General features: G+C 68.3%; 20 protein-coding genes. 15 read left to right on the top strand and 5 right to left on the bottom strand.

Annotated elements, in window-relative coordinates; all coding sequences use genetic code 11:
- Window positions 1–1,986, bottom strand: coding sequence for a TonB-dependent receptor (locus N440_RS09250; RefSeq protein ID WP_133934857.1), 1,986 nt, complete (start codon window positions 1,984–1,986; stop codon window positions 1–3).
- 183 nt (window positions 1,987–2,169) lie between these two features.
- Between N440_RS09250 and N440_RS09245 the strand changes: the two genes are divergently transcribed.
- Window positions 2,170–2,973 carry a TOBE domain-containing protein gene (locus tag N440_RS09245; RefSeq protein WP_133934856.1) on the top strand — a complete coding sequence of 268 codons (804 nt, stop codon included), beginning with the start codon at window positions 2,170–2,172 and terminating at the stop codon, window positions 2,971–2,973.
- A gap of 88 nt (window positions 2,974–3,061) precedes the next feature.
- Here N440_RS09245 and N440_RS09240 read toward each other — a convergent pair whose 3' ends face one another.
- From N440_RS09240 to N440_RS09225, 4 genes are all read right to left on the bottom strand, one after another.
- Window positions 3,062–4,591 (bottom strand): sulfite reductase flavoprotein subunit alpha, encoded by a 1,530-nt coding sequence (locus tag N440_RS09240; protein ID WP_133934855.1) that lies wholly within the window; start codon window positions 4,589–4,591, stop codon window positions 3,062–3,064.
- A complete protein-coding gene (locus N440_RS09235; RefSeq protein ID WP_133934854.1) occupies window positions 4,588–5,016 on the bottom strand; it encodes a PAS domain-containing protein in 429 nt (142 codons plus the stop codon). Before N440_RS09235 ends, N440_RS09240 begins: the two co-directional genes overlap by 4 nt.
- Window positions 5,017–5,201: 185 nt before the next feature.
- Entirely contained in the window at window positions 5,202–5,516 is a 315-nt protein-coding gene (locus N440_RS09230) for an AzlD family protein (protein WP_133934853.1), read from the bottom strand.
- Window positions 5,513–6,247, bottom strand: coding sequence for an AzlC family ABC transporter permease (locus N440_RS09225; protein ID WP_133934852.1), 735 nt, complete (start codon window positions 6,245–6,247; stop codon window positions 5,513–5,515). The genes N440_RS09230 and N440_RS09225 overlap by 4 nt, the downstream gene beginning before the upstream one ends.
- Window positions 6,248–6,373: 126 nt before the next feature.
- On the opposite strand from N440_RS09225, the gene N440_RS09220 reads away from it, so the two are divergent.
- The 14 genes from N440_RS09220 (at window position 6,374) to N440_RS09155 (ending at window position 20,469) form a co-directional block, all read left to right on the top strand.
- The gene (locus N440_RS09220) at window positions 6,374–6,838 is read left to right on the top strand and encodes an Lrp/AsnC family transcriptional regulator (RefSeq protein ID WP_008265929.1); all 465 of its coding nucleotides are present in this window, start codon (window positions 6,374–6,376) and stop codon (window positions 6,836–6,838) included.
- A gap of 570 nt (window positions 6,839–7,408) precedes the next feature.
- Window positions 7,409–8,089 (top strand): TonB C-terminal domain-containing protein, encoded by a 681-nt coding sequence (locus N440_RS09215; RefSeq protein ID WP_133934851.1) that lies wholly within the window; start codon window positions 7,409–7,411, stop codon window positions 8,087–8,089.
- A gap of 16 nt (window positions 8,090–8,105) precedes the next feature.
- The gene (locus N440_RS09210) at window positions 8,106–8,636 is read left to right on the top strand and encodes a sigma-70 family RNA polymerase sigma factor (RefSeq protein WP_006449274.1); all 531 of its coding nucleotides are present in this window, start codon (window positions 8,106–8,108) and stop codon (window positions 8,634–8,636) included.
- 69 nt (window positions 8,637–8,705) lie between these two features.
- Complete coding sequence (locus N440_RS09205; RefSeq protein WP_133934850.1) at window positions 8,706–9,686, top strand: DUF4880 domain-containing protein; 981 nt, start codon at window positions 8,706–8,708, stop codon at window positions 9,684–9,686.
- A gap of 58 nt (window positions 9,687–9,744) precedes the next feature.
- Complete coding sequence (locus N440_RS09200; protein ID WP_133934849.1) at window positions 9,745–10,296, top strand: hypothetical protein; 552 nt, start codon at window positions 9,745–9,747, stop codon at window positions 10,294–10,296.
- A 119-nt stretch (window positions 10,297–10,415) separates the two neighbouring features.
- Complete coding sequence (locus tag N440_RS09195; protein WP_166671549.1) at window positions 10,416–11,000, top strand: hypothetical protein; 585 nt, start codon at window positions 10,416–10,418, stop codon at window positions 10,998–11,000.
- Window positions 11,001–11,057: 57 nt separating this feature from the next.
- Window positions 11,058–11,495 (top strand): type II secretion system major pseudopilin GspG, encoded by a 438-nt coding sequence (gspG, locus tag N440_RS09190; RefSeq protein ID WP_008268276.1) that lies wholly within the window; start codon window positions 11,058–11,060, stop codon window positions 11,493–11,495.
- Window positions 11,496–11,504: 9 nt separating this feature from the next.
- Window positions 11,505–12,410 carry a type II secretion system minor pseudopilin GspK gene (gspK, locus tag N440_RS09185; RefSeq protein WP_133934848.1) on the top strand — a complete coding sequence of 302 codons (906 nt, stop codon included), beginning with the start codon at window positions 11,505–11,507 and terminating at the stop codon, window positions 12,408–12,410.
- On the top strand, window positions 12,407–13,570 hold the full coding sequence (gene gspL, locus N440_RS09180) for a type II secretion system protein GspL (RefSeq protein ID WP_133934847.1): 1,164 nt from the start codon (window positions 12,407–12,409) through the stop codon (window positions 13,568–13,570). Before gspK ends, gspL begins: the two co-directional genes overlap by 4 nt.
- Window positions 13,567–14,094, top strand: a complete 528-nt coding sequence (gspM, locus tag N440_RS09175; protein ID WP_133934846.1) for a type II secretion system protein GspM — start codon at window positions 13,567–13,569, stop codon at window positions 14,092–14,094. Before gspL ends, gspM begins: the two co-directional genes overlap by 4 nt.
- On the top strand, window positions 14,091–16,478 hold the full coding sequence (gene gspD, locus N440_RS09170; protein WP_133934845.1) for a type II secretion system secretin GspD: 2,388 nt from the start codon (window positions 14,091–14,093) through the stop codon (window positions 16,476–16,478). The genes gspM and gspD overlap by 4 nt, the downstream gene beginning before the upstream one ends.
- Entirely contained in the window at window positions 16,475–17,908 is a 1,434-nt protein-coding gene (gene gspE / locus N440_RS09165) for a type II secretion system ATPase GspE (protein WP_133934844.1), read from the top strand. The genes gspD and gspE overlap by 4 nt, the downstream gene beginning before the upstream one ends.
- 7 nt (window positions 17,909–17,915) lie before the next feature.
- Window positions 17,916–19,115, top strand: a complete 1,200-nt coding sequence (gene gspF / locus N440_RS09160; protein WP_133934843.1) for a type II secretion system inner membrane protein GspF — start codon at window positions 17,916–17,918, stop codon at window positions 19,113–19,115.
- A gap of 217 nt (window positions 19,116–19,332) precedes the next feature.
- Entirely contained in the window at window positions 19,333–20,469 is a 1,137-nt protein-coding gene (locus N440_RS09155; RefSeq protein ID WP_133934842.1) for a substrate-binding domain-containing protein, read from the top strand.
- Window positions 20,470–20,478: the final 9 nt, after the last annotated feature.

Raw genomic sequence — 20,478 nt, 5'->3', positions numbered from 1 at the left:
TCAGAACCTCCAGTTGGCATTGGCGAACCAGGTACGCCCCGGCATCGGGTAGCCGTCGGCCAGTTCGTACCATCTGTCACCGATGTTGCGCACGCCGAGGTCGAAATCCCAGGCCTCGCGCGGGCTCCAGCTGGCCTTCAGGCCGGTGATGCCGTAGCCGGGCAACGCGCGTACCGGTCGCGCCGCGTCGGCGTAGCTGACCTTGCGGCCCTGTTCGGCTTCCAGCGTGGCCTGCAGCTTCCACTGCGGCAGCAGCTGCCAGCCCACCGCCATGAACAGCCGCTGGCGTGGGCTGTCGAGCAGGGCCACGTTGCGGTCCTGCAGGTTGGTGCGGCGCAGCCAGGTGTAGCTGGCCTGCAGGTCCCAGTCGTCGCCGATGCGCTGGCGCAGGCCCAGTTCCACACCCTGGTGGCGGGCCTTGCCGATGTTCTGCGCCTGGTTGCAGGTGCTGCCGCCGCACTCGCGCGACGCCACGACCGCGTTCTGGATCAGGTCATCGATGCGGCTCTGGAACAGGGACGCCTGCAGTTGGCCGCCTTCCCACCAGCGGCCACGCAGGCCCACTTCGAAGTGGGTGGCGTGCTCGGGCTTCAGGTCCGGGTTGGGCAGGGCCGCGCCCATGCGCGCCGAGTAGCGGTCCTTGATGGTCGGGAAGCGCGTGCGCCGCGCGGCGCTGGCGTACCACTGCTGGTCCGGTGCCAGCTGCTGCACGTATTCCACTACCGCATTGGTGGCATCGGTGCTGCCGGTCGGCCAGAAGTACACGCGCTTGGCGTCGCGCCGGTCATGGCCGATACCCACGCGCAGGTGCGAGGTATCGGTCAGTGCGATGCGGTCCTCGATCGCCACCGAGGTGGTGACATCACGGAAGTCCTTGGTCGGCGAGTGCGGGTTGCGTTCGCTGTGCTGGTCTTCCTTGTAGTGGATCGCGAACTGCAGTTCCTGGCGCGGCAGCGCCGTCGTGGCCAGGGTCACCGAGCCGCCCACGGTGCGGTCATCGTAGATGCTGGGGAAACTGCTGTTGTCCATCGCTACCTGGTAGGTGCCGTCGGTATAGGCGTCCAGGCCATTGCCATAGGTATCGCGGTAGACGCGGGTGCGCAGCGTGGTGTGCTCGCCCAGGCGGGTGTTGCCGATGAAGTACAGGCTGTCCTTGTCCCACCACGGCCAGCGCCAGTAGCGGATGCCGCTGCGCGCGGTGCCGGTGTAGACCGGGTTGTCCTTCTCGCCATCCTGGCGCGCGTAGCCGATCGCATACTCGTCGCCCTCGCGTGGGGTATAGCCGAGCTTGAACGACAGGCGACGGTCGTCGCGCGACGCGTTGCGGCGGTCCTTGCCGGTGTCGGTGGGCACCCGCTTGTAATCGACGAAGCCCTTCGGCAGCGGGAAGTCATCGGCCTTCAGGACCGATGCGCCCAGCTGGAAGTACCAGTCGCCGCGGCGGCCGCCAAGATTGACCGCCGCCTTGCGCTCGCCACCGTCGGCGATGCCCAGGCGCACATCACCTTCCAGCGGGCGCTCGGGACGGCGGCTGACCAGGTTGATCGCACCGCCCAGGATGTTCGGCCCGTACAGCAGCGAGGCCGCGCCGCTGGCGACCTGGATCTCGGCCAGGTCGAAGGTGGTGAAGCGGCCGAAATCCACGTAGCCGTCGTAGGGCACGTAGAGCGGAATGCCGTCGAGGAACACCGGCACCTGGCGGGCATCGAAGCCGCGCAGGTAGACCATGTCCTCGTTGCGCGAGTTTCGCGCCAGGCTGACGCCCGGCAGCACGCTGACCGCATCACCGACCGTGTTGCGGTCCAGCTGCTGTATGCGCTCGGCGTCGAGGCTGCGTTCGGCCACGGTGGGCGAGGTGCCGCGTTCGGCATGCACGTCGATTGTGCCCAGGGTGAATACCGGTGGCGGCGAGGCGGTGTCGGCCGCGGTGGCGGCCAGCGGCAGCAGCAGGGCAGACAGGGGTAGAACGAAACGACAGGTACGCATCCTCGCGAGTCCTCGGGTTCGTTATATCCAAGATGATATAACGGTTGGCAGGGGTCAACTTGATGACCGACCCGGGGATTCTCGGCGCCGGCCGGCGCGGCCACCTTGATCGATATCAAGCCCGGTGCAGGGGGGCGACGCCGTACACTGGCCGTTCGCGCGCAACGCAGGAAAACGAGCACGATGAGCGAGGCCGGGCCACCGTTGGAGCTGCAGGGCAACCTGTGGCTGAGCATTGCCGGACAGAGCGTGGGGGGCCGCGGGCGCTTCGCGCTGCTGGGCCTGATCGATGCCTGTGGCTCGATCAGCCAGGCCGCCAAGCGCATGGGCATGACCTACAAGAACGCCTGGGATGCGGTGGATGCGATGAACACCGCCGCCGGCGAGCCGCTGGTCGTGCGCAGTGTAGGCGGCCGTGGCGGAGGGGGTGCGCAGCTGACCGAGCGCGGCCACCAGCTGATCGCCCGCTTCGAAGAGGTCGAGCGCGCGCACCGCACCTTCCTGCAGTCGCTGCAGGCCACCCCCGGGCTGGACGAGGATCTGGCCCTGATCCGGAGAATCGGCATGATCACCAGTGCACGCAACCAGTTCCATGGCCGGGTCAGCGCGCTGGCCACCGGTGCGGTCAACGACGAAGTGCAGATTGAAGTGGCGCCGGGGCTGGCGCTGGTGGCCACGATCACCCACGGCAGCGTGGAAGCATTGGGGCTGGCGGTGGGCGTGCCGGCGTATGCGCTGGTGAAGGCCTCGTCGGTGATCGTCGCGCAGGGGGAGGGACGTTATTCGGCACGCAACCAGTTCAGTGGCACGGTGGAACGGCTCACCGAGGGCGCGGTGAACGATGAGGTGGTGGTGGACATCGGCCATGGCTGCAGTGTGGTGGCGGTGATCACCCGCACCAGCACCGCAGCGCTGGAGCTGCGCGAAGGCAGTACGGCAACGGTGCTGTTCAAGGCCTCGAGCGTGATCGTCGGCGTGCCCATGTAGAGCGGTCTTCGGCAGTGCCGGCTGCCGGCCGGCAGATTCATGGTGCGAAGCGTAGCCGGCCAGCGGCCGGCTCTACCCGATCGACGGATCAATACAGCTCGCAGTGCGTGCGGCCTTCGCCCCGCAGTGCGTCCCAGTGCCCGGCGCCACCGATGGCATCGATGGCGTCGCGCACCGCGCCTTCAAGGTGGCGCTTGTTGCCGCACAGGTACAGATGCCCACCGCGGGCCAGCACATCGTGTACCTCGCTGGCACGCTGCTGCAGCACATGCTGCACATAGACCTTGTCGGCCCCATCGCGCGAGAACGCCGTATGCAGGCCAGCCAGCGCGCCGCGTGCGTGCCAGTCCTGCAGCTGCTCGCGATAGAGGTAGTCGTGTTCGCGATGCTTCTCGCCGAACACCAGGTGCACTTCACGTTCGCAGGCGGTCGCCTGCAATTCCTGCATCAGGCCCATCAACGGCGCGATGCCGGTGCCGGTGCCGACCAGCAACAGCGGTGCTTGCCCGGTATCGGGCAGATGGAAGCCCGGATTGGAGCGGCAGTACACACGGGCGTGGTCGCCGCCGTGCAGCAGGCTGCCGGTGGCGGTGCCAAAGCGCTCGCGGCCACGCAGGGTGTAGCGTACCTCGCGCACGCACAGGCTGAGCTGGTCATCGCACGGGTGCGAGGCAATCGAATAGGCACGCGGCAGGCGTGGCGACAGCAGCTCGCGCAGGCGCGCCAGCGGAATGCTGTCCGGGGTGGCGTGATCCTGCAGTACGTCCAGCAGGTCCAGGCCGTGCAGGTACGCCTCCAGTTCGCGCTTCTGGCTGACCTTCAGCAGGCCCTTCAAGGTTTCGCTGCCACCGAGCCGGGCCAGTTCGCGCAGCACGTTCTTGCCCAGCAGGCGCAGCTCGCGGTCGTGCAGGGTGGCCACGGCGCCGGTGTCGCCGTACCAGTTGGCCAGCGCCTGCAACAGTGCAGGGTCGTTCTCTGGTACCACGTGCAGGGTGTCACCGGCCCGGTAGGCCATGCCGCTGCCGGCAATGTCCAGCTGCAGGTGCCAGGCCGCGGGATCGCTGCTGTTCAATCGGCGGCGTTCAACGATGCGCGCGGCAAAGGCGTTGTCTTCGCCATAGGCGGTCACCTGCAGGCGCAGGTCCTGGCCGGCGGCGGGGTTTCCGTCCAGCACCTGGCCGAGCACCGGCTGCCATTGCTGGAAGAACTGCTCGTAGCCGAGATCGGCATCCACGCGGTGCAGCAGCGGTTGTGCCTGACGCTCGCTCAGTGCGGCATCCAGGGCCTTGGTGAAGCCACAGAAGCGGGGGTAGCCGGTATCGCCAAGCCCGAACACCGCATAGCGCAGGCCGCTCAGCGTCGGGGTCTGGCGCAGTGTTTCGAAGAACTGCTCGCCGTTGGCCGGCGGTTCGCCGTCACCGAACGAGCTGGAAATCGCCAGCAGCACATCGCCGTGGCCGAGGCTGGCCACGTCGATGTCGTTGAAGGGAAGCACCTGCGGCGCGTGCGGCTGCAGGTCCGCGCCCAGGCGCTGGGCCAGGGCGCGGGCATTGCCCGACTCGGACGCGAAGCCCACCAGCAGGCGGCTGATGGCGGTGCTGGTCGGGACGGCGTTCACGCGGCCTCGTAGAAGTCGTCGAACTTTTCCTTGCTGAACTCGACCAGGTCGTAGTTCTGCATCAGGTCGTTCACCACGCGGCGGATGCTGATGTACGAGGTGATGTTGCCGTCGGCGTCGAACAGCGGCTGCACGGTGGTGTCGACCACGTAGAGCACGCCGCCCTTGCCTAGGTTCGGCACGATGCCGGTCCAGGTCTTGCCGGCCTTGATCGTGTCCCACATGTCCTTGTAGACCGCCTTGGGCACGTCGGGGTGGCGCACGATGCTGTGCGGCTGGCCGATCAGTTCTTCGCGGGCGAAGCCGGTAAGCGTGCAGAACAGATCGTTGGCGTAGGTGATGTTGCCCTGCAGGTCGGTGGTGGAGATCACCATGACGTTCTGCAGGGCGTTGAGGAGCTGGGCGTTGTCGGGGGTGTAGCTCATCGCAGGGTCCTTTTGGATGCCGGAAACGCCGGCGTGTTCGGGTCCTGCATAGAAATACGCCCGCGCAGCGGCGGGCGATTTGATATTGGTCAAGTGACCGACGGGATCGGCTGCGACCGGGTGTCGCAGGGAGTTACCTGTGGAGCCGGACATGGGCTCGGCTCCACCCAGGAAGGCCGAGCGCGTCAGCCCATCAGGTAGCGCAGTACACCCGCCGAGACCACGCCGATCAGCACCGTCGGCAGCATCGACAGGCGCGTGGCGGCCAGCAGGGTGATCGCCAGTGCCGCCAGATCGGCCGGCTTGTCGGCGACGAAGTCCGGTGCGATCACCGAGATCAGCACGCAGCCGGGTGCGGCTTCCATCACCGTGACCGCGCGCTTGCTCAGCGTACGGTTGCGCAGCGCCAGGAATCCGACGATGCGGGTGAGGTAGGTGGCGGCTGCCATCAGCACGATGGTCAGCACCGAGGACCAGTGGATCAAGCCATTGAAGATCATGCTGCCTCCTCCGCCAGCAGCCAGGCCGCCGCGAGGCCCGCCAGCGCACCGCTGGCCACGTACCACGCGCCGGGAACCAGCAGGTAGGTGGCAGCGGCCACCACCAGGCTCACCAGCCACGGACGCGCGGCCTTCATGCCCTGCCACATGCCGCGCAGCAGTACCAGGAACACGGCGGGGAACGCCATGTCGAACCCGTAGGCGTGAATGTCACCGAGCATCGGGCCGATGATCGCTCCGAGCGCGGTGCAGGCCACCCAGACCGTGTACAGGCCGGCCGAGACGCCCAGGTAGTAGGCAAGGCTGAAGCCGAGGGCGCGGCGGCGTGCGTCGGCCACGCCCATCGCCCAGCTCTCGTCGCACATGAAGAACAGCGCGGGCAGCACCCGGCGGCGCGGAAGGTGCTGCAACAGCGGTGCCAGGCTGGCACCCATCAGCAGGTGGCGGCTGTTGACCAGCGCGGTGATCGCCACGATCAGCGCGATATGCGGCGGCGAGGTCCACAGTTCGACCGCGGCGAATTCCGAGCCGCCGGCAAAGTTGAGGCCGGTCATCAGAAGTACTTCAAGGGCGGTCAGGCCCTTCTGTGCGGCCTGGGCGCCGAGCACCAGGGCGAAGGGAATGAAGCCGATCATCACCGGCACAGCGGCGCGCAGGCCGCGCAGGAATTCGGCACGCGGGGCGGTGTCGCAGGCGGCGTCAGGCAGGGGGAGGGTGGTACGGGCGTCCATGGAACGACACAACTGAGTGGGGTGGCCCATCCTAGCGGCCTGATCGCGAAATCGGGTTGCGTTGATGCCACTGGATTGGTGAGGATTGGAATTTCATGCGGCCTGTGTCGCCAAGGGTGGAATTTCATGCAGTACCAGCTCGACAATCTCGATCGGCGCATCCTCGACGCTCTGCAAGGCGACGGGCGCCTGCAGAACCTGGAGCTGGCGCGTCAGGTGGGCCTGTCGCCGTCGGCCTGCCTGCGCCGGGTGCGGCTGCTGGAGGAAGGTGGCTACATCGATCGCTACGTGGCGCTGCTGAACGAGGCCAAGGTCGGCCGGGGGTTCACCGTATTCGTGCGGGTGTGGCTGCGCGGGCAGGACGAGGACACCACCAATCACTTCATCAACAGCATCAAGTCTTTCCCGGAAGTACTTGAATGCCATCTGATGGCCGGTGACTGCGACTTCCTGCTGCGGGTGGCGGTGGCCGACCTTGATGCCTACCGGCAGTTCCAGATGCAGCACCTGAACCGGATTGCCGGGGTGCAGAACACCAAGACCGAGATTCCGATGCAGCGGATCAAGCAGACCACCCGCCTGCCGCTTTGAGGGCTGGGGGCTGGCCGGGTTGCACCCGGCACCCGCGGTCGTGCCGGCCGCTGGCCCGCACCCCAGGAGCAACAGCAACAGCGGCTTCCTGGGGGGACGGGGCGGCGTGGCCAGGCAGGACACGCCGTAAACCCATCCATGGGGGCTCGATGGCGCCATCCATGGCGCCAACGGTCCTGCCTGGCCACGCCGCCCCGCCACCTGACAGTTTCCTGCGATGTGCCGGAACGGCACGAGCTGCTCTTGGCGAGTGTCGACCTTAGCTGCTCCTGGTGGATGTCGACCTTAGCTGCTCCTGGTGGGTGCCGACCTCAGCTGCTCCTGGTAGGTGCCGACCTCAGCTGCTCCTGGTGGGTGTCGACCTTGGTCGACACGCTTTGGTCGGCATGGGGCCGCGTCCCGTTGCTTCACAGCGGGCTCCGCACAGCCGGGCTCGCTCTCGGCCATGGGCGCTGGTCATCGCAATGACATGTGCTGCCGGTACGGTTTGAACCCGCTTGCTGGTCGCGCGGGCCGGGGTTCCGGTCGTACCGCGCGTGCACTGCAGCTGCTGTCGCTGCCGAGGGTCATGTGTTCTACGTCAGGGGGCTGAATGGACACCATGCGGTCAGAACTTGGAGGGTGGCCATCGCCGCATGGCTGCTGCTGTCCTTCGCGGCCGCCGCACAGGACGGTGTTCATGCCTACGACATCCCGGCGCAGCCGCTGGAGCTGGCCGTCGAGCGCTTCAGTGTCGTCAGCGGGTGGTCGGTGATGTACCCGGGTGACCTTGCCGCCGGGCGCAGCAGCCATGCACTGCGTGCCAGCCTGCCGCCCATGGCAGCACTGCAGGCGTTGCTGCAGGACACCGGCATCGAGGCCGAGGTGATCGGTGAGCAGCGCGTGGTGCTGCGCCGGGGCGCGCCATCCGCGAATGAAATGACACCAGGCAGCGAACCTGCCGACGCCGAGCGGCGCCGTCGCTATGGCGACGTGCAGCAGCGCCTGCGCGAGGCGTTCTGTGATGACCCGGGCATCGCGCCGGGTCGTTATGCGGCAACGCTGCGCTTCCGCATTGACAGCGACGGCCAGGTGCACGCGCCCGAGCTGGTATCCGGCACCGGCAATGCAGGCCGCGACGCGCGCCTGCTGCAGGCGCTGGCGCAGCTGGTGCTGGCACCTGATGCCGCTGCGCTGCCGCAGCCGGTGACGCTGCAGATCCGACCTTCCGGCATCGACCACGACTGTGGCCGGCGCTCGCCCCTTCCATGACTTCAAGGATTCGAACATGAGCAACGGTACGGCTGGGGCAGTTGACCTGATGGACCACCTTCTAGGGGCCTATGACGAGCTGAAGCGGCGGCTGGTGCGTAAGCTGGGCTCGGAGGAGCTGGCAGGCGATGCGCTGCAGGATACCTGGATGCGCCTGAGCGCCCGCCGCGATCGGCTGGACGCGGTGCAGAACCCGGCGGCCTACCTGCTGCGCATGGCGATGAACACCGTGATCGACCGCCAACGCGCCGACCATCGGCTGCTGAGCCTGGATGAGGTGGATGCGCTGATGGACCTGGCCGATCCGGCGCCGGGCCCGGCGCAGGCCGCGGAACTGGACTTCGCGTTGCAGGACATGGTCGCCCTGCTGCAGCGCATGCCCGAGCGCCGCCGCCGCATCCTGCTGGCGATCCGCGTCGATGGCCTGCAGCAGCGGGACGTGGCCGAGCACCTGGGGGTGTCGCTGCGATTGGTGCAGCGCGAACTGAAGGCGGCCCAGGACTACCTGGCCGAGCGCAGCGGGCAGGGGCGCCAGGTGCGGTTCTGAGCGCCGGCATCCGTCTACACTTTGACGCCGAGCAGAACCCCGCAGCGTGCGGGTCCGGCATGAGCCCCCATGGACGCTGACGATCGCCCGCAACGCCCGCTGGATGCCGTCGAGCGTCAGGCCCATGCGTGGGTGGTGCGGCTGACCTCGGGCGAGGCCACCGCCGCCGATGGGCGCAGGTTCCGCGCGTGGTGCGACGCCGATCCCCGCCATCGGGAGGCGTTTGGCCGTGCACGCCGGCAGTGGGACCAGGTGCGGCTGGCGGGCGAGCAGCTGCCCGCCGCGGCGCGCCAGCCGGTCGCGCCGGGCCGTGCACAGCGCTGGAGCCGGCGTGCCTTTCTTGGCGCTGCGATTGCCGCGCCGGCCAGCCTGGTGGTGGTCGCCGCGATCCGCCCGCCGCTGGGCCTGTGGCCGCCGGTCACGGCAATGGCCGCCGATTTCCACACCGGCACCGGCGAGCGCCTGCAGATCACGCCGGTGCCGCAGCTGAAGATCGATCTGGATACGCAGAGCAGCCTGCGCCGTCGCGCCGCCGCCGATGGCGAGGGCTTTGAGCTGGTGCAGGGCCAGGCCGCGATCGAAACCCGGGCCGGGCTGCGCCTGGCGTTGTTTGCCGGGCCGGGCTGCGTGATCGCCGACGAAGGTGCGGTGCGCCTGGACGTGCGCAACACCCACGGCCAGGTGCGGGTCACCTGCCTGCACGGCAGCGCCCGCATCGAGCACCCGCAGGGCCGCCTGCAGCTGCAGGCGGGGCAGCAGACCCGCTACGACGAGCGGCTCAGTGGCGTGGTGGCCGAGGCGGTGGCCTCGGAGGTGAGCGCCTGGACCGAGGGCATGCTGGTGTTCCGCCGCGCGCCGCTGCGTGAGGTGGTGGACGAGATCAACCGCTACCGCCGCGGCAGGATCGTGCTGGGTGAATCGGCGTTGGCGCGTGCGCCGGTCAGCGGCCGCTTCCGCATCGATGATCCGGACGCGGCCCTTGAACAGCTGCGACAGTCGATGTCGCTGGATCTGCGTCGCTTTCCGGGTGGCATCGCCGTCCTTGGTTAGATGATGACGCTGGCCCCGCGCTTCACGCAGGGCCGTTGCAAGCAAGGAGAGGCCTGGGGTGCGCAACGAGACCATCGGTGTGCTGGATCTGCGTCGCAATCTGTCGGCGTTGCTGGAGACCACCCAACGACGACCGTTGATGGTGCATCGCTATGGATCACCGTGGGTGTGCGTGGTATCCGAAGCGCAATGGCAGCAGCAGGCGGTGCTGCTGGAGTTCGATCCGCAATCGCATCCGTTGGCGATGCTGCTGCGCCTGCAGCAGCAGGTACTTCCGCTGCCGGAGGCGGGTGCGCTGGCATCCGCGGCGATGGCAAGGGCGCTGCTGCTGATGGGCATGTACGCAATCGATGAGCTGGCGCAGCTGCACGACCAGGTGCAGCACCATCGGCTGTGGCACTGGTTTGTGGCTGGCGGCCATGGCGTGATGGAGGGCTGGCAGCTTTCGCCGTTGCGTGCTGCGATGGCGTCATGGCTGGATGACGTGGCGATGACCGATGCGCTGGCGGCCTTCGCGCAACGCAGCGAGGTGGCCGTGCTGGCGCGTCGCTGTGGCGGCGACGTGCCGCGCCTGGAGCGCGAAGCCTGCAGGCGGATGACGCTGCGATGACGCCGATGATGAAGCGCTACGCAGCGCACAGAGAAGCATTCGCGCTGTCGCTTCATCCGCCCTGCCGACGTCTTTCCTGAGTACGGCGCATCACGCGTCGCAGAACGCAGGCGATGCCGATGGCAGACAGTCGCAGTGTCACCATGCTGGAACTGGACCGGCACCTGAGCCAGACGCTGGAGCAGGCACGGCATGCGCCGATGAACGTGCAACGCTATGGACGCTCGTGGGTATGGATGCTGTCCAGCGATGCGTGGGCGGATGCAGCGCGTTGGGCAGCCCAGGACAGCAGCGCGCATCCGTTGTTGGCCCTGCGCAGGGTGCTTGATGCGCAGTTGCGGCCCTGGCCCGAGACCGTCATGAACCTGCTGCCGTTTGATGCAGGCGATACGCGCGCGCTGCAACGCGCCGCGTTGCTGGTGGTGCTGCGCGATCTGAACAGCGCGCAGCGGGTGTTTGATGATCTGCGCTACCACCAGGTCTATCGGCTGTTCGTTGGCCTCGGCCACGGCACGGCATGGTCGCCGATGCAATGCGTGCGGCTGCTGCAGGCATGCGCGCAGCCGCTGCTGCGTGCCTGTATCGAAGACACGCTGGGCGAAGTGCCTGCACCACTGCTGGAAGCCGCGTGCGTGCCTGCAATGCGCGCAATGCCACAGCAGGTGCAGGCACTGCGAATAGCAGGCGGATGTTTATCGTACTGACACATGCACCGCTGACCATGGCGCAGCGGTCTCTTCCAGGATGACGGGGGCGGAACAATGGCAAGGCAGGTTCGTGGTCGCTGGGCTCGGCAGCAGGGTTTCAGCCTGATCGAGATCATGGTGGTGGTGGTCATCATTGGCATCCTCGCCGCCTTGATCGTGCCACGCTTGATGGATCGTCCTGACCAGGCGCGCGTGGTGGCGGCGCGGCAGGATATCGCTGCGTTGATGCAGGCATTGAAGCTGTTCAAGCTGGACAACGGACGCTACCCCACTGCCGAGCAGGGGCTGAAGGCACTGGTGACGCCACCGCAGGGCGGCGGCGCAATGCCGGTGACGCCCTATCTGGACCGCCTGCCGAATGACCCGTGGGGCCATCCCTACCAGTACCAGATTCCCGGCACCCACGGCGACATCGATGTGTTCTCGCTGGGCGCGGACAGCAAGCCGGGCGGCGAGGCCGGCAATGCGGACATCGGCTCCTGGCAGCTGTGAGGCCCGCCGATGGCAACCCGGATGCGTTCGGTGTCGTGCGCCGGCCAGCGTGGCATGGCGGTGATCGTGGCGATGCTGGTGGTGGCCCTGGTGGCGGTGATCGCCACCGCGCTGCTGACCCGGCAGTCGGCGCAGCTGCGCATGCTGCGCGGCGACCAGCTGCGCGCGCAGGTACGCATGACCGTGGACGCCTCGCTGGAGCGCGCGGCACAGCAGCTGCGTGAGGACGCACGCGAGCAGGTGACGACGGTGCGCGGCGGGCGCTGGGCGCGGCCGCTGCAATCGCAGGTGCCGCTTCCGGTGCAGCTGCAACTGGTCGATGCGCAGTCGATGTTCAACGTGCGCAACCTGCTGGCACACGGCAGGCCGGACCCGGACGCACGGCACGCGTTCATCACCCTGTGCGCCGGGCAGGGGCTGGGGCAGGGCGCCTGCGCCGCTGCGGCCGAGCACATACAGGCGCGCCTGCGCGATGGCGACATCCAGGCGCAGGCGCCACTGCCGCGCGAATCATTGATCGAGCAGGCCTTTGCGGGGTCGGATCCGCTGGCCGTACAGGCGCTGGCGCGGCGCACCGTGGTGCTGCCGGCGCAGACCCTGGTCAATGCCAACACCAGCGATCTCAGCGTGCTGCAGGCGGTCACGCCCGAGGTCGAGCGAGGGCGCCTGCAGGCGCTGCTCGGAGAGCGTGACGGTGGCCACTGGCTGCTCAATCGCGGTGACATCGCCAATCGACTCCAACTGAGCAGCGCGCAGATGGCCCTGGTGCCCCTTGGCATTCATAGTGAGTGGTTTCTCGCCGTCGGCCAGGTACAGGCCGACGGCCAGGCGGTCGACTTCCGGGCACTGATCTGGCGTGAGTACCGCGATGACGGTGTGCGCGTGCAACGCGTGTGGACGAGGATCGGCGCATGAGCATGCAGTTGAGGATCTGCCTGCCACCGCTGGAGCGCCTGCGCACCGACAATGAGGTCGATTGGGCGCTGCTGCACAAGGGCGCCGTGCAGGCGCATGGTCGCGGGACGCTGATGACACTGGGCCAGCGCCATCCACAGGCCGAGGTGCTGGCCTGCCTCGATCCGCACGATCTGATCCTGCTGGAGCTGCAGCTGCCGCCACTGACCGGGCGCAGGCTGCAGGCTGCATTGCAGGGCGAAGTGGAAGCGATGCTGCTGGACGACCTGCAGGAGGTGGCCCTGGCGCATGGCGCGCAGGCCGACGACGGCAGCGTGCCGGTCGCCTGGCTGGGCCAGCAGGCGATGGTGCAGGCACAGCAGCTGCTGGAAGCGTGCGGCCTGCGGCTGCGGGCACTGTACCCGACGCCGCTGCTGCTGCCGTGGAACAGCGGGGAAGCGACGCTGCGGGTCTGCGGCGAGCACCTGCTGGTGCGCAATGGCCGCGATCGAGGTGGCGTGCAGTGGTGCGGCGGGCGTGACGCGGGCGCGGTGATGCAGGCGCTGGCGGCGCGGCTGCAGCAGTCCGGCGTACAGGCCGTGCAGTGGATCGGCAGCGTACCGTCCACGTGGCCGGAAAGCCTGCCTGCAACGGCGGTCGCGCAGGAACTGCAGGCCTGCGGACCGCTGCCGGGGTGGTCTCTGCCTCTGCCCAGTGCGGCCCGGAAGCGGCCGCGGCTGGCGATCGGGCTGGCATTGGCCGCGGTGCTGCTGGCGGCACTGGGCCTGCAGCTGCAGGTTTCGCGTTGGCGCAGCGAGGGCGAGGCGCTGCAGCAGGACATGGCGCGGCAGTTCAGCGCGCGCTTCCCCGAGATCACCGACGTGGTGGACCCGGTACTGCAGGCGCGGCGTGCGCTGGCCACGCCAGCGCCGATGCCGTCGTTGCCGGCGGTGCAGCGGCAGGTGGCCAGAACGCTGCAGGCGATTCCGGAACTGGGCGGCCAGGTTCGCGGCCTGCACTACCAGCCGGGCCAGCTGGACCTTGAACTGGACCCCGATGTGCAGGCGCTGGCCGACGACGCGCAACGGCTGCAGCAGTGGCAGCAGGCAGCCCAGGCGCAGGGCCTGGAGCTGGCACGCGCGAACGATGGGCGCCTGCGCGTGAGCGGGGGCGACCGGTGATCACACCGACCCTGCGCCGGGGTGCGGGCCTGGCAGGCCTGCAGCAGCGCTGGCAGCGCCTGCCGCCTCGTGAGCGGTTGATGCTGGGCGTGATGATGGGCGCGCTGCTGATGGCAGGCCTGTGGTCGTTCTGGCTGGAGCCGCTGCTGAAGCAGCGCACGCACTGGCAGGCAGAGCTGCCGCGGCTGCAGGCACAGGCCACCGCACTGGCGCCGCTGTTGCGCGCCCGCGAACGTCAGCAGCAGGCCCGGGATCAACGCCCGACGCTGGCCGGGCTGCGCGAACGGATCAGGTCCGCTGGCCTCGCCGAAGGACTGCATATCGAAGCACGCGACGGGCGCTGGCACCTGCAGGTGCAGGGCGTGCCCGCCGACGCGCTGTGGAACTGGCTGCTGCCGGTGCTGGCCGATCCGGCCATCGAACTGCAGCAGCTGCAACTGACACGTACAGGGGATGCGAACATGCCGGTGGCACGGATTTCCGGAAACATCGTGATGGCGCCCGCTGCGGGTGGTCATTCATGAGAGCGACGCGCAGTCTCGCCTGCAGCAGCGCGCTGGCCCTGATGGTGGGCATGGCGCATGTTCCGGCTGTGGTGCTGGCGCAGGACGCCCGCGATGAACCGGTGCAGTTGAACCTGGTGGATACCGATATCGGTGGCGTGCTGCGCATGGCAGCGCGCTTCACCGGCCGCCAGTTCCTGGTCGACCCGCGGGTGACCGGCAAGATGACCGTGGTCTCCGAGGGGCCGGTCAGCCGTACCCAGGCCTACCAGCTGCTGCTGGGCGCGTTGCGCATGCGTGGCTTCGCCGTGGTCGAGAACGGTGGGGTGAGCCGGGTGGTGCCACAGGCCGACGCCAAGCTGCTCGGCGGACGCGTCGGTGCGGGTGGCGCCGGCGGCGAGGTGACCACGCGAACCTTTGCGCTGCGCTACGAGAACGCGGCTGCACTGGTGGCGGTGCTGCGGCCGATGATCAGCCCGGACAACCCGATCACGGCCAACCCGGGCAACAACACTCTGGTGATCACCGACTACGCCGACAACCTGGAGCGCATTGCGCGGGTGATCGCCAGCGTGGACACCCCGGCTGGCGTGGACACCGATGTGGTCAAGCTGCAGCAGGGCATTGCGGTGGACGTGGCGGCGATGGTGGCGCCGCTGCTGGATGCACAAGGCGCCGAGCCGAGCCAGAAGGTGGTGGTGATGGCCGATCCGCGCAGCAACAGCGTGCTGCTGCGTTCCAGCAGCCCCGGTCGCACGCGCCTGGCGCGGCAGTTGGTGGAGAAGCTGGACAAGGCCCAGGACGAGTCCGGCAACCTGCACGTGGTGTATCTGCGCAACGCCCAGGCCAACCAGCTGGCCGGGGTGCTGCGCGGCGTGGTGGCCGGGCAGAGCGATGCACCGGCAATGGGCAGCAACGAAGGCATCACGCCGCTGCCCGGCGATGCCAGCCGCAGCACGCCGTCACAACCGTCGCAGGCGCAGGCGCAACAGGCAAAGGCCGGCGGCAATGCGCTGGAATCACAGCGGCTTGATCCCAACCGCCGCGACCCGATCGAGGCCGGCAGCACCGGCTTCAGCCAGAACGGCATCTCGGTGCAGGCCGACGTGGCAACCAACACGCTGCTGATCTCGGCCCCCGAGCCGGTGTACCGCAACCTGCGGCGGGTGATCGACCAGCTTGACCAGCGCCGCGCGCAGGTGCTGGTGGAAAGCCTGATCGTGGAGGTCAACCAGACCGACGCGGCCGAACTGGGCGTGCAATGGATGCTGGGCAATGGCCGCACCTTCGGCGGCACCCACTTCGGGGGAACCACGGGTGGCAGCGGGCTGAACACCGCCGCGCGCACCACTCTGGACGTGCTGCCCAAGGATGGCCTGAAGATCGGTGTCATCGACGGCACCATCAACCTGCCGGGGGTCGGCCAGATCCTCAACATGAAAGCACTGGCCAATGCGCTGCAGAGCCGGGGCGGTGCCAACATCCTGTCCACGCCCAACCTGATGACGCTGGACAACGAGGCGGCCAGCATCATGGTCGGCCAGACCGTGCCGTTCGTCAGCGGTCGTTACGTGACCGACGGCGGGGGCGGCAGCAACAACCCGTTCCAGACCATCGTGCGCGAGGACGTCGGCCTGAAGCTGCGCGTGCGCCCACAGATTTCCGAGGGCGGCACGGTGAAGCTGGACATCTACCAGGAAGTCAGCAGCATCGACGCGCAGAGCGCCAGCAGCACGGCCGGCATCATCACCAACAAGCGTGCACTGGACACCAGCGTACTGCTGGACGATGGCCAGATCATGGTGCTCGGTGGGCTGCTGGAGGACAGCGTCAGCCATGGTCGCGATGCGGTGCCGGGGCTGGGAAAGATCCCGGTGCTGGGGGCGCTGTTCCGCAGCGATACGCGCAAGCGCGCCAAGACCAACCTGATGGTGTTCCTGCGCCCGCACGTGGTGCGCGACCCGGCCGCCGGGCAGCGTCTGACCCGTGACCGCTACGACTACATGCGCAACGCGCAGGCCGGTGCACAGCCGGCGCAGAGCTGGGCGCTGCCCGCGCTTTCCGCGCCGCAGCTGCCGCCGCAGGATCTGCCCGTGCTGGGGCAGGGCAATGTGCGCGATGGCCAGGGCCAGCCGTTGCAGAACACCAGCCTGGCGGCGTTGTATCCCGCAGGCGAGAGTGATGCACAGCTGGTGCAGTTCGCGCAGGGGCTGGACGTGGCACGCGCCAGCCAGGGCGTGGCGCAGGCACGGGCGCTGGGATTGCGGGCCTATGCCGAGGCCACGCCGGGCGGGAATGGGCAGCGCCTGCGGGTGCGGCTGCCACGCGATCCGTCAAAGCTGGACCCGGCCTTGCAGCAGCTGCGCGGGCTGGGCTACACGCCGGAACTGGTGATCGGTCCGTGAGCACGACCGCGCCGTTGCCGTATGCCTGGGTGCGCAGCCATGGCGTGATGCTGGCCGAGGCCGGCGGCGAGCCGGTGCTGCTGGGTACTGCCGAAACCGCCGCCTGGGCGGTGGCCGAACTGCGCCGCCGGCATGGCCCGCTGCCGTTCCAGGCGCTGGATGCCGCCGCATGGCAGCAACGGCTGGGGGAGCAGTATCGCGACGGCGGCGATGCCGCAGCGGTGGTCGGTGCCGCTGAAAGCGAAGTGGATCTGGACCGCCTGATGCAGGACATGCCCGAGGTCACCGATCTGCTGGACGCGCAGGACGATGCGCCGGTGATCCGGATGATCAACGCGCTGCTGGCGCAGGCCGCACGCGATGGTGCCAGCGACCTGCACATCGAGCCGTTCGAGACCCATTCGGTGGTGCGCTACCGGGTGGATGGCACCCTGCGTGACATGGTGCAGCCACGCCGTGCACTGCATGCGGCGCTGGTGTCGCGCATCAAGATCATGGCGCACCTGGATATCGCCGAGAAGCGCCTGCCGCAGGACGGCCGCATCGCGATCCGTGTCGGTGGCCGGCCACTGGACATCCGCGTGTCCACGGTGCCGACCGGACATGGCGAGCGCGCTGTGCTGCGCCTGCTGGAAAAGGATGCCGGCCGCCTGCAGCTGCAGCGGCTCGGCATGGCCGACGACACCCTGGCGACCTTCACCGGGTTGATCCGGCAACCGCACGGCATCGTGCTGGTGACCGGCCCGACCGGCAGCGGCAAGACCACTTCGCTGTATGCGGCGCTGGGCCAGCTCGACAGCAGCACCAGCAACATCCTGACCGTGGAAGATCCGGTGGAGTACGACTTCGCCGGTATCGGCCAGATCCAGGTCAATGCACGCATCGGCATGAGCTTCGGCACCGCGCTGCGCGCGATCCTGCGCCAGGACCCGGATACGATCATGATCGGCGAGATCCGCGACCTGGAAACCGCGCAGATCGCGGTGCAGTCCTCGCTGACCGGCCATGGCGTGCTGGCCTCGCTGCACACCAACGACGCGATCTCGGCGGTGACCCGCCTGGCCGACATGGGTGTGGAGCCGTTCCTGCTGGCCTCTTCGCTGCGCGGCGTCCTGGCGCAGCGGCTGGTGCGGCGCCTGTGCACCCAGTGCCGACATGCAGAGGTGGATGGCGAGGGCCGTACCGTGTGGCGCGCGGTGGGCTGCGCGGCGTGCGCGAACAGCGGCTATCGGGGGCGCACGGGTATCCATGAACTGTTCGTGGTTGATGAGCGCGTGCGCGCCCTGATCCACGAAGGGCAGGGCGAGCCGGCACTGCGGGAGGCGGCGCGGCGTGCCGGCATGCGCAACCTGCGCGAGGATGGCCAGCGCTGGGTCGACAGTGGCGTGACCACGCTGGAAGAGATCCTGCGCGTCACCGGCGACGCCTGAGGCGACGATGGCACTGTTCGACTACCAGGCCGCCAATGCGCAGGGCCGCATCGAAAAAGGACAGCTGGATGCCGACAGCCCGCGCAGCGCGCGCCAGCTGCTGCGCGGACGCGGGCTGACACCGGTACAGGTGAGTGCGGCACGCGCCGCGGGCGGTGGCTGGGGCGCGCGCCGGCTGTCGGCCAGCGAGCTGGCCTGGGCCACGCGCCAGTTGGCCAGCCTGCTGGCTGCAAGCCTGCCGCTGGAAAGCGCGCTGAGCGCGGTGATCGAGCAGGCCGAGCGCCCTCACGTCGCGCAGGCGCTTACCGCGGTGCGTGCCGACGTGCGCGCCGGCCAGCGCCTGACCGTGGCACTGGCCGCGCGGCCGCGTGATTTCCCGCCGATCTACCGTGCGCTGGTCGGTGCGGGCGAAGACTCCGGTGATCTGGCCCGGGTGATGGAGCGTCTGGCCGACTACATCGAGGAGCGCAATGCACTGCAGGCCAAGGTGCTGACGGCCTTCATCTACCCGGCGGCGATCAGCCTGGTATCGGTGGCGATCGTGATCTTCCTGCTCAGCTACGTCGTGCCGCAGGTGGTGACTGCGTTCGTGCAGGCGCGGCAGACGCTGCCGATGCTGACCCAGGTGATGCTGGCTGCCAGCGCGTTCGTGCGCAACTGGGGCGTGTGGGTGGCACTGGTCAGTGGCGCGCTGGTGGTAGCGTGGCGGCTTGCTCTGCGCCGGCCAGAGCTGCGCCTGCGCTGGGATGCGATGCTGCTTCGGCTGCCGATGGTCGGGCGTTTTGTTCTGGGCGTGAACAGTGCGCGCTTTGCCTCGACGCTGGCGATCCTGCTCGATGCCGGCGTGCCGCTGCTGCGTGCCCTGGAGGCGGCGCGGCAGACGTTGGGCAATGCATTGCTGGCGCGCTGCGCCGACGATGTATCCGCGCGGGTACGCGAAGGTGCGGCGCTGGGTGCTGCGCTGAAGGTGCAGAAAGTCTATCCGCCGATCCTGGTGCACCTGGTGGCCAGTGGCGAGAAGACCGGTTCGCTGGCGCCACTGCTGGATCGCGCTGCACAGACCATCTCACGCGAGATCGAACGCCGGGCGATGGCACTGACCGCACTGCTGGAACCGACCATGATCCTGGTGATGGGCGGCGTGGTACTGACCATCGTACTGGCGGTGCTGATGCCGATCATGGAGATGAACCAGCTGGTGCAATAGATCCACGCCATGCGCGGATGGATCACCCGATTCTCCACACAATCCTCCACACCTTTTCCTGATCTTCCACAGGTTTCTTAAGCGGCCTGTCATCGGCGCGGACCAGCATGGACACGTCGCCGCAGAGTGGGCTGGGAGGCCCTCGGCGGCAGCAGGCGTGAAGTGACCGTTCCTCCCTTGGTGTTTCCCTTCGCAGTAAACCCTTCAGGAGAAGATCATGAACAAGTACAAGACCCTGGCCGCGCTGGTTGCCACCGCACTGCTGGCTACCGCAGGTGCCGCCTCGGCGCAGTCGCTCGTGCAGGGCGGTGGCGCTTCGCTGCCGGCCAAGCTGTACAAGGGTTCGGCCGACAGCATCCTGCCGGCCAACTTCAGCTATGAAGTGACCGGTTCGGGCACCGGCAAGCAGGCCTTCCTGGAAAACCGTGCCGACCTGTTCAAGACCACCGGCACCGTGCATTTCGCCGGCAGCGACTCGGTGCTGACCGACGCTGAGATCGCCGCTTACGCCGCCAACTTCGCCCCGACCTACGGCCCGCTGATCCAGATTCCGTCGGTCGGCACCTCGGTCACCGTTCCGTTCAACAGCGCCGGTGGCAATCTCGACCTGAGCGTCACCCAGCTGTGCGGCGTGTTCTCCGGCAAGATCACCAACTGGAGCACCCTGGATGCGAATCGTTCGGGCCCGATCACCGTCGTGTACCGCAACGAGAAGAGCGGCACCACCGAACTGCTGACCCGCTTCCTGGCCAGCGCCTGCTCGGCCAGCGACACCGCCGGCAGCACCCTGATCGGCGGCAAGTTCAGCACCACCCAGGAGTTCTGGAAGCAGTTCTCGTCGCTGCCGGCGAACTTCACCACCGCTTCGGCGCTGGGCAGCCAGCCGCTGTATGACAAGGTCTACGCCACCACCGGTGCGATCGGTTACATCGGCCCGGACGTGGTACCGAACCTGAGCGACGCCACCAAGATCGCCAAGGTGCGTGGCTTCTCGCCGAACGACCCGAGCGTGCAGGCCACCCTGGACACGGTGCTGCCGCCGACCGGCGCTGCTGCCAATGACGTGCGCAACTGGGCCCCGGTGTTCACCAACCCGCCGTCCGTCGGTTACCCGATCGTGGGTTACACCACCTTCGAGCTGGGCCAGTGCTACAAGGCCGGCAACGTTGCGCTCGCCCTGCGCGGCTTCCTGCTGGGCCACTACAACGGCAACAACGATGCCGCTTCGCGCGCCCACGGTTTCGTTCCGCTCACCCCGGCCTGGCGTGATGCCATCCGCAACCGCTTCGTGCTCGCCAGCAGCGTCAACGGCGTGAACAACGCCAGCGCCTGCGCCGGCCTCGGCCGCCCGTAATCGCGTCGA

This window comes from Stenotrophomonas sp. CC22-02, from assembly GCF_004365115.1.
Lineage (GTDB): Bacteria > Pseudomonadota > Gammaproteobacteria > Xanthomonadales > Xanthomonadaceae > Stenotrophomonas > Stenotrophomonas forensis.
The sequence above is the reverse complement of the archived record's forward strand: the minus strand, read 5'-3'. Positions and strand labels throughout refer to the sequence as shown.

Excerpts from the sequence above, each read along its gene's own strand:
- N440_RS09250 (WP_133934857.1), bottom strand. The coding sequence starts at position 1,986 with ATGCGTACCTGTCGTTTCGTTCTACCCCTGTCTGCCCTGCTGCTGCCG.
- N440_RS09245 (WP_133934856.1), top strand. The coding sequence starts at position 2,170 with ATGAGCGAGGCCGGGCCACCGTTGGAGCTGCAGGGCAACCTGTGGCTG.
- N440_RS09235 (WP_133934854.1), bottom strand. The coding sequence starts at position 5,016 with ATGAGCTACACCCCCGACAACGCCCAGCTCCTCAACGCCCTGCAGAAC.
- N440_RS09230 (WP_133934853.1), bottom strand. The coding sequence starts at position 5,516 with ATGATCTTCAATGGCTTGATCCACTGGTCCTCGGTGCTGACCATCGTG.
- N440_RS09225 (WP_133934852.1), bottom strand. The coding sequence starts at position 6,247 with ATGGACGCCCGTACCACCCTCCCCCTGCCTGACGCCGCCTGCGACACC.
- N440_RS09220 (WP_008265929.1), top strand. The coding sequence starts at position 6,374 with ATGCAGTACCAGCTCGACAATCTCGATCGGCGCATCCTCGACGCTCTG.
- N440_RS09210 (WP_006449274.1), top strand. The coding sequence starts at position 8,106 with ATGAGCAACGGTACGGCTGGGGCAGTTGACCTGATGGACCACCTTCTA.
- N440_RS09205 (WP_133934850.1), top strand. The coding sequence starts at position 8,706 with ATGGACGCTGACGATCGCCCGCAACGCCCGCTGGATGCCGTCGAGCGT.
- N440_RS09195 (WP_166671549.1), top strand. The coding sequence starts at position 10,416 with ATGGCAGACAGTCGCAGTGTCACCATGCTGGAACTGGACCGGCACCTG.
- gspG (WP_008268276.1), top strand. The coding sequence starts at position 11,058 with ATGGCAAGGCAGGTTCGTGGTCGCTGGGCTCGGCAGCAGGGTTTCAGC.
- gspK (WP_133934848.1), top strand. The coding sequence starts at position 11,505 with ATGGCAACCCGGATGCGTTCGGTGTCGTGCGCCGGCCAGCGTGGCATG.
- gspL (WP_133934847.1), top strand. The coding sequence starts at position 12,407 with ATGAGCATGCAGTTGAGGATCTGCCTGCCACCGCTGGAGCGCCTGCGC.
- gspD (WP_133934845.1), top strand. The coding sequence starts at position 14,091 with ATGAGAGCGACGCGCAGTCTCGCCTGCAGCAGCGCGCTGGCCCTGATG.
- gspF (WP_133934843.1), top strand. The coding sequence starts at position 17,916 with ATGGCACTGTTCGACTACCAGGCCGCCAATGCGCAGGGCCGCATCGAA.
- N440_RS09155 (WP_133934842.1), top strand. The coding sequence starts at position 19,333 with ATGAACAAGTACAAGACCCTGGCCGCGCTGGTTGCCACCGCACTGCTG.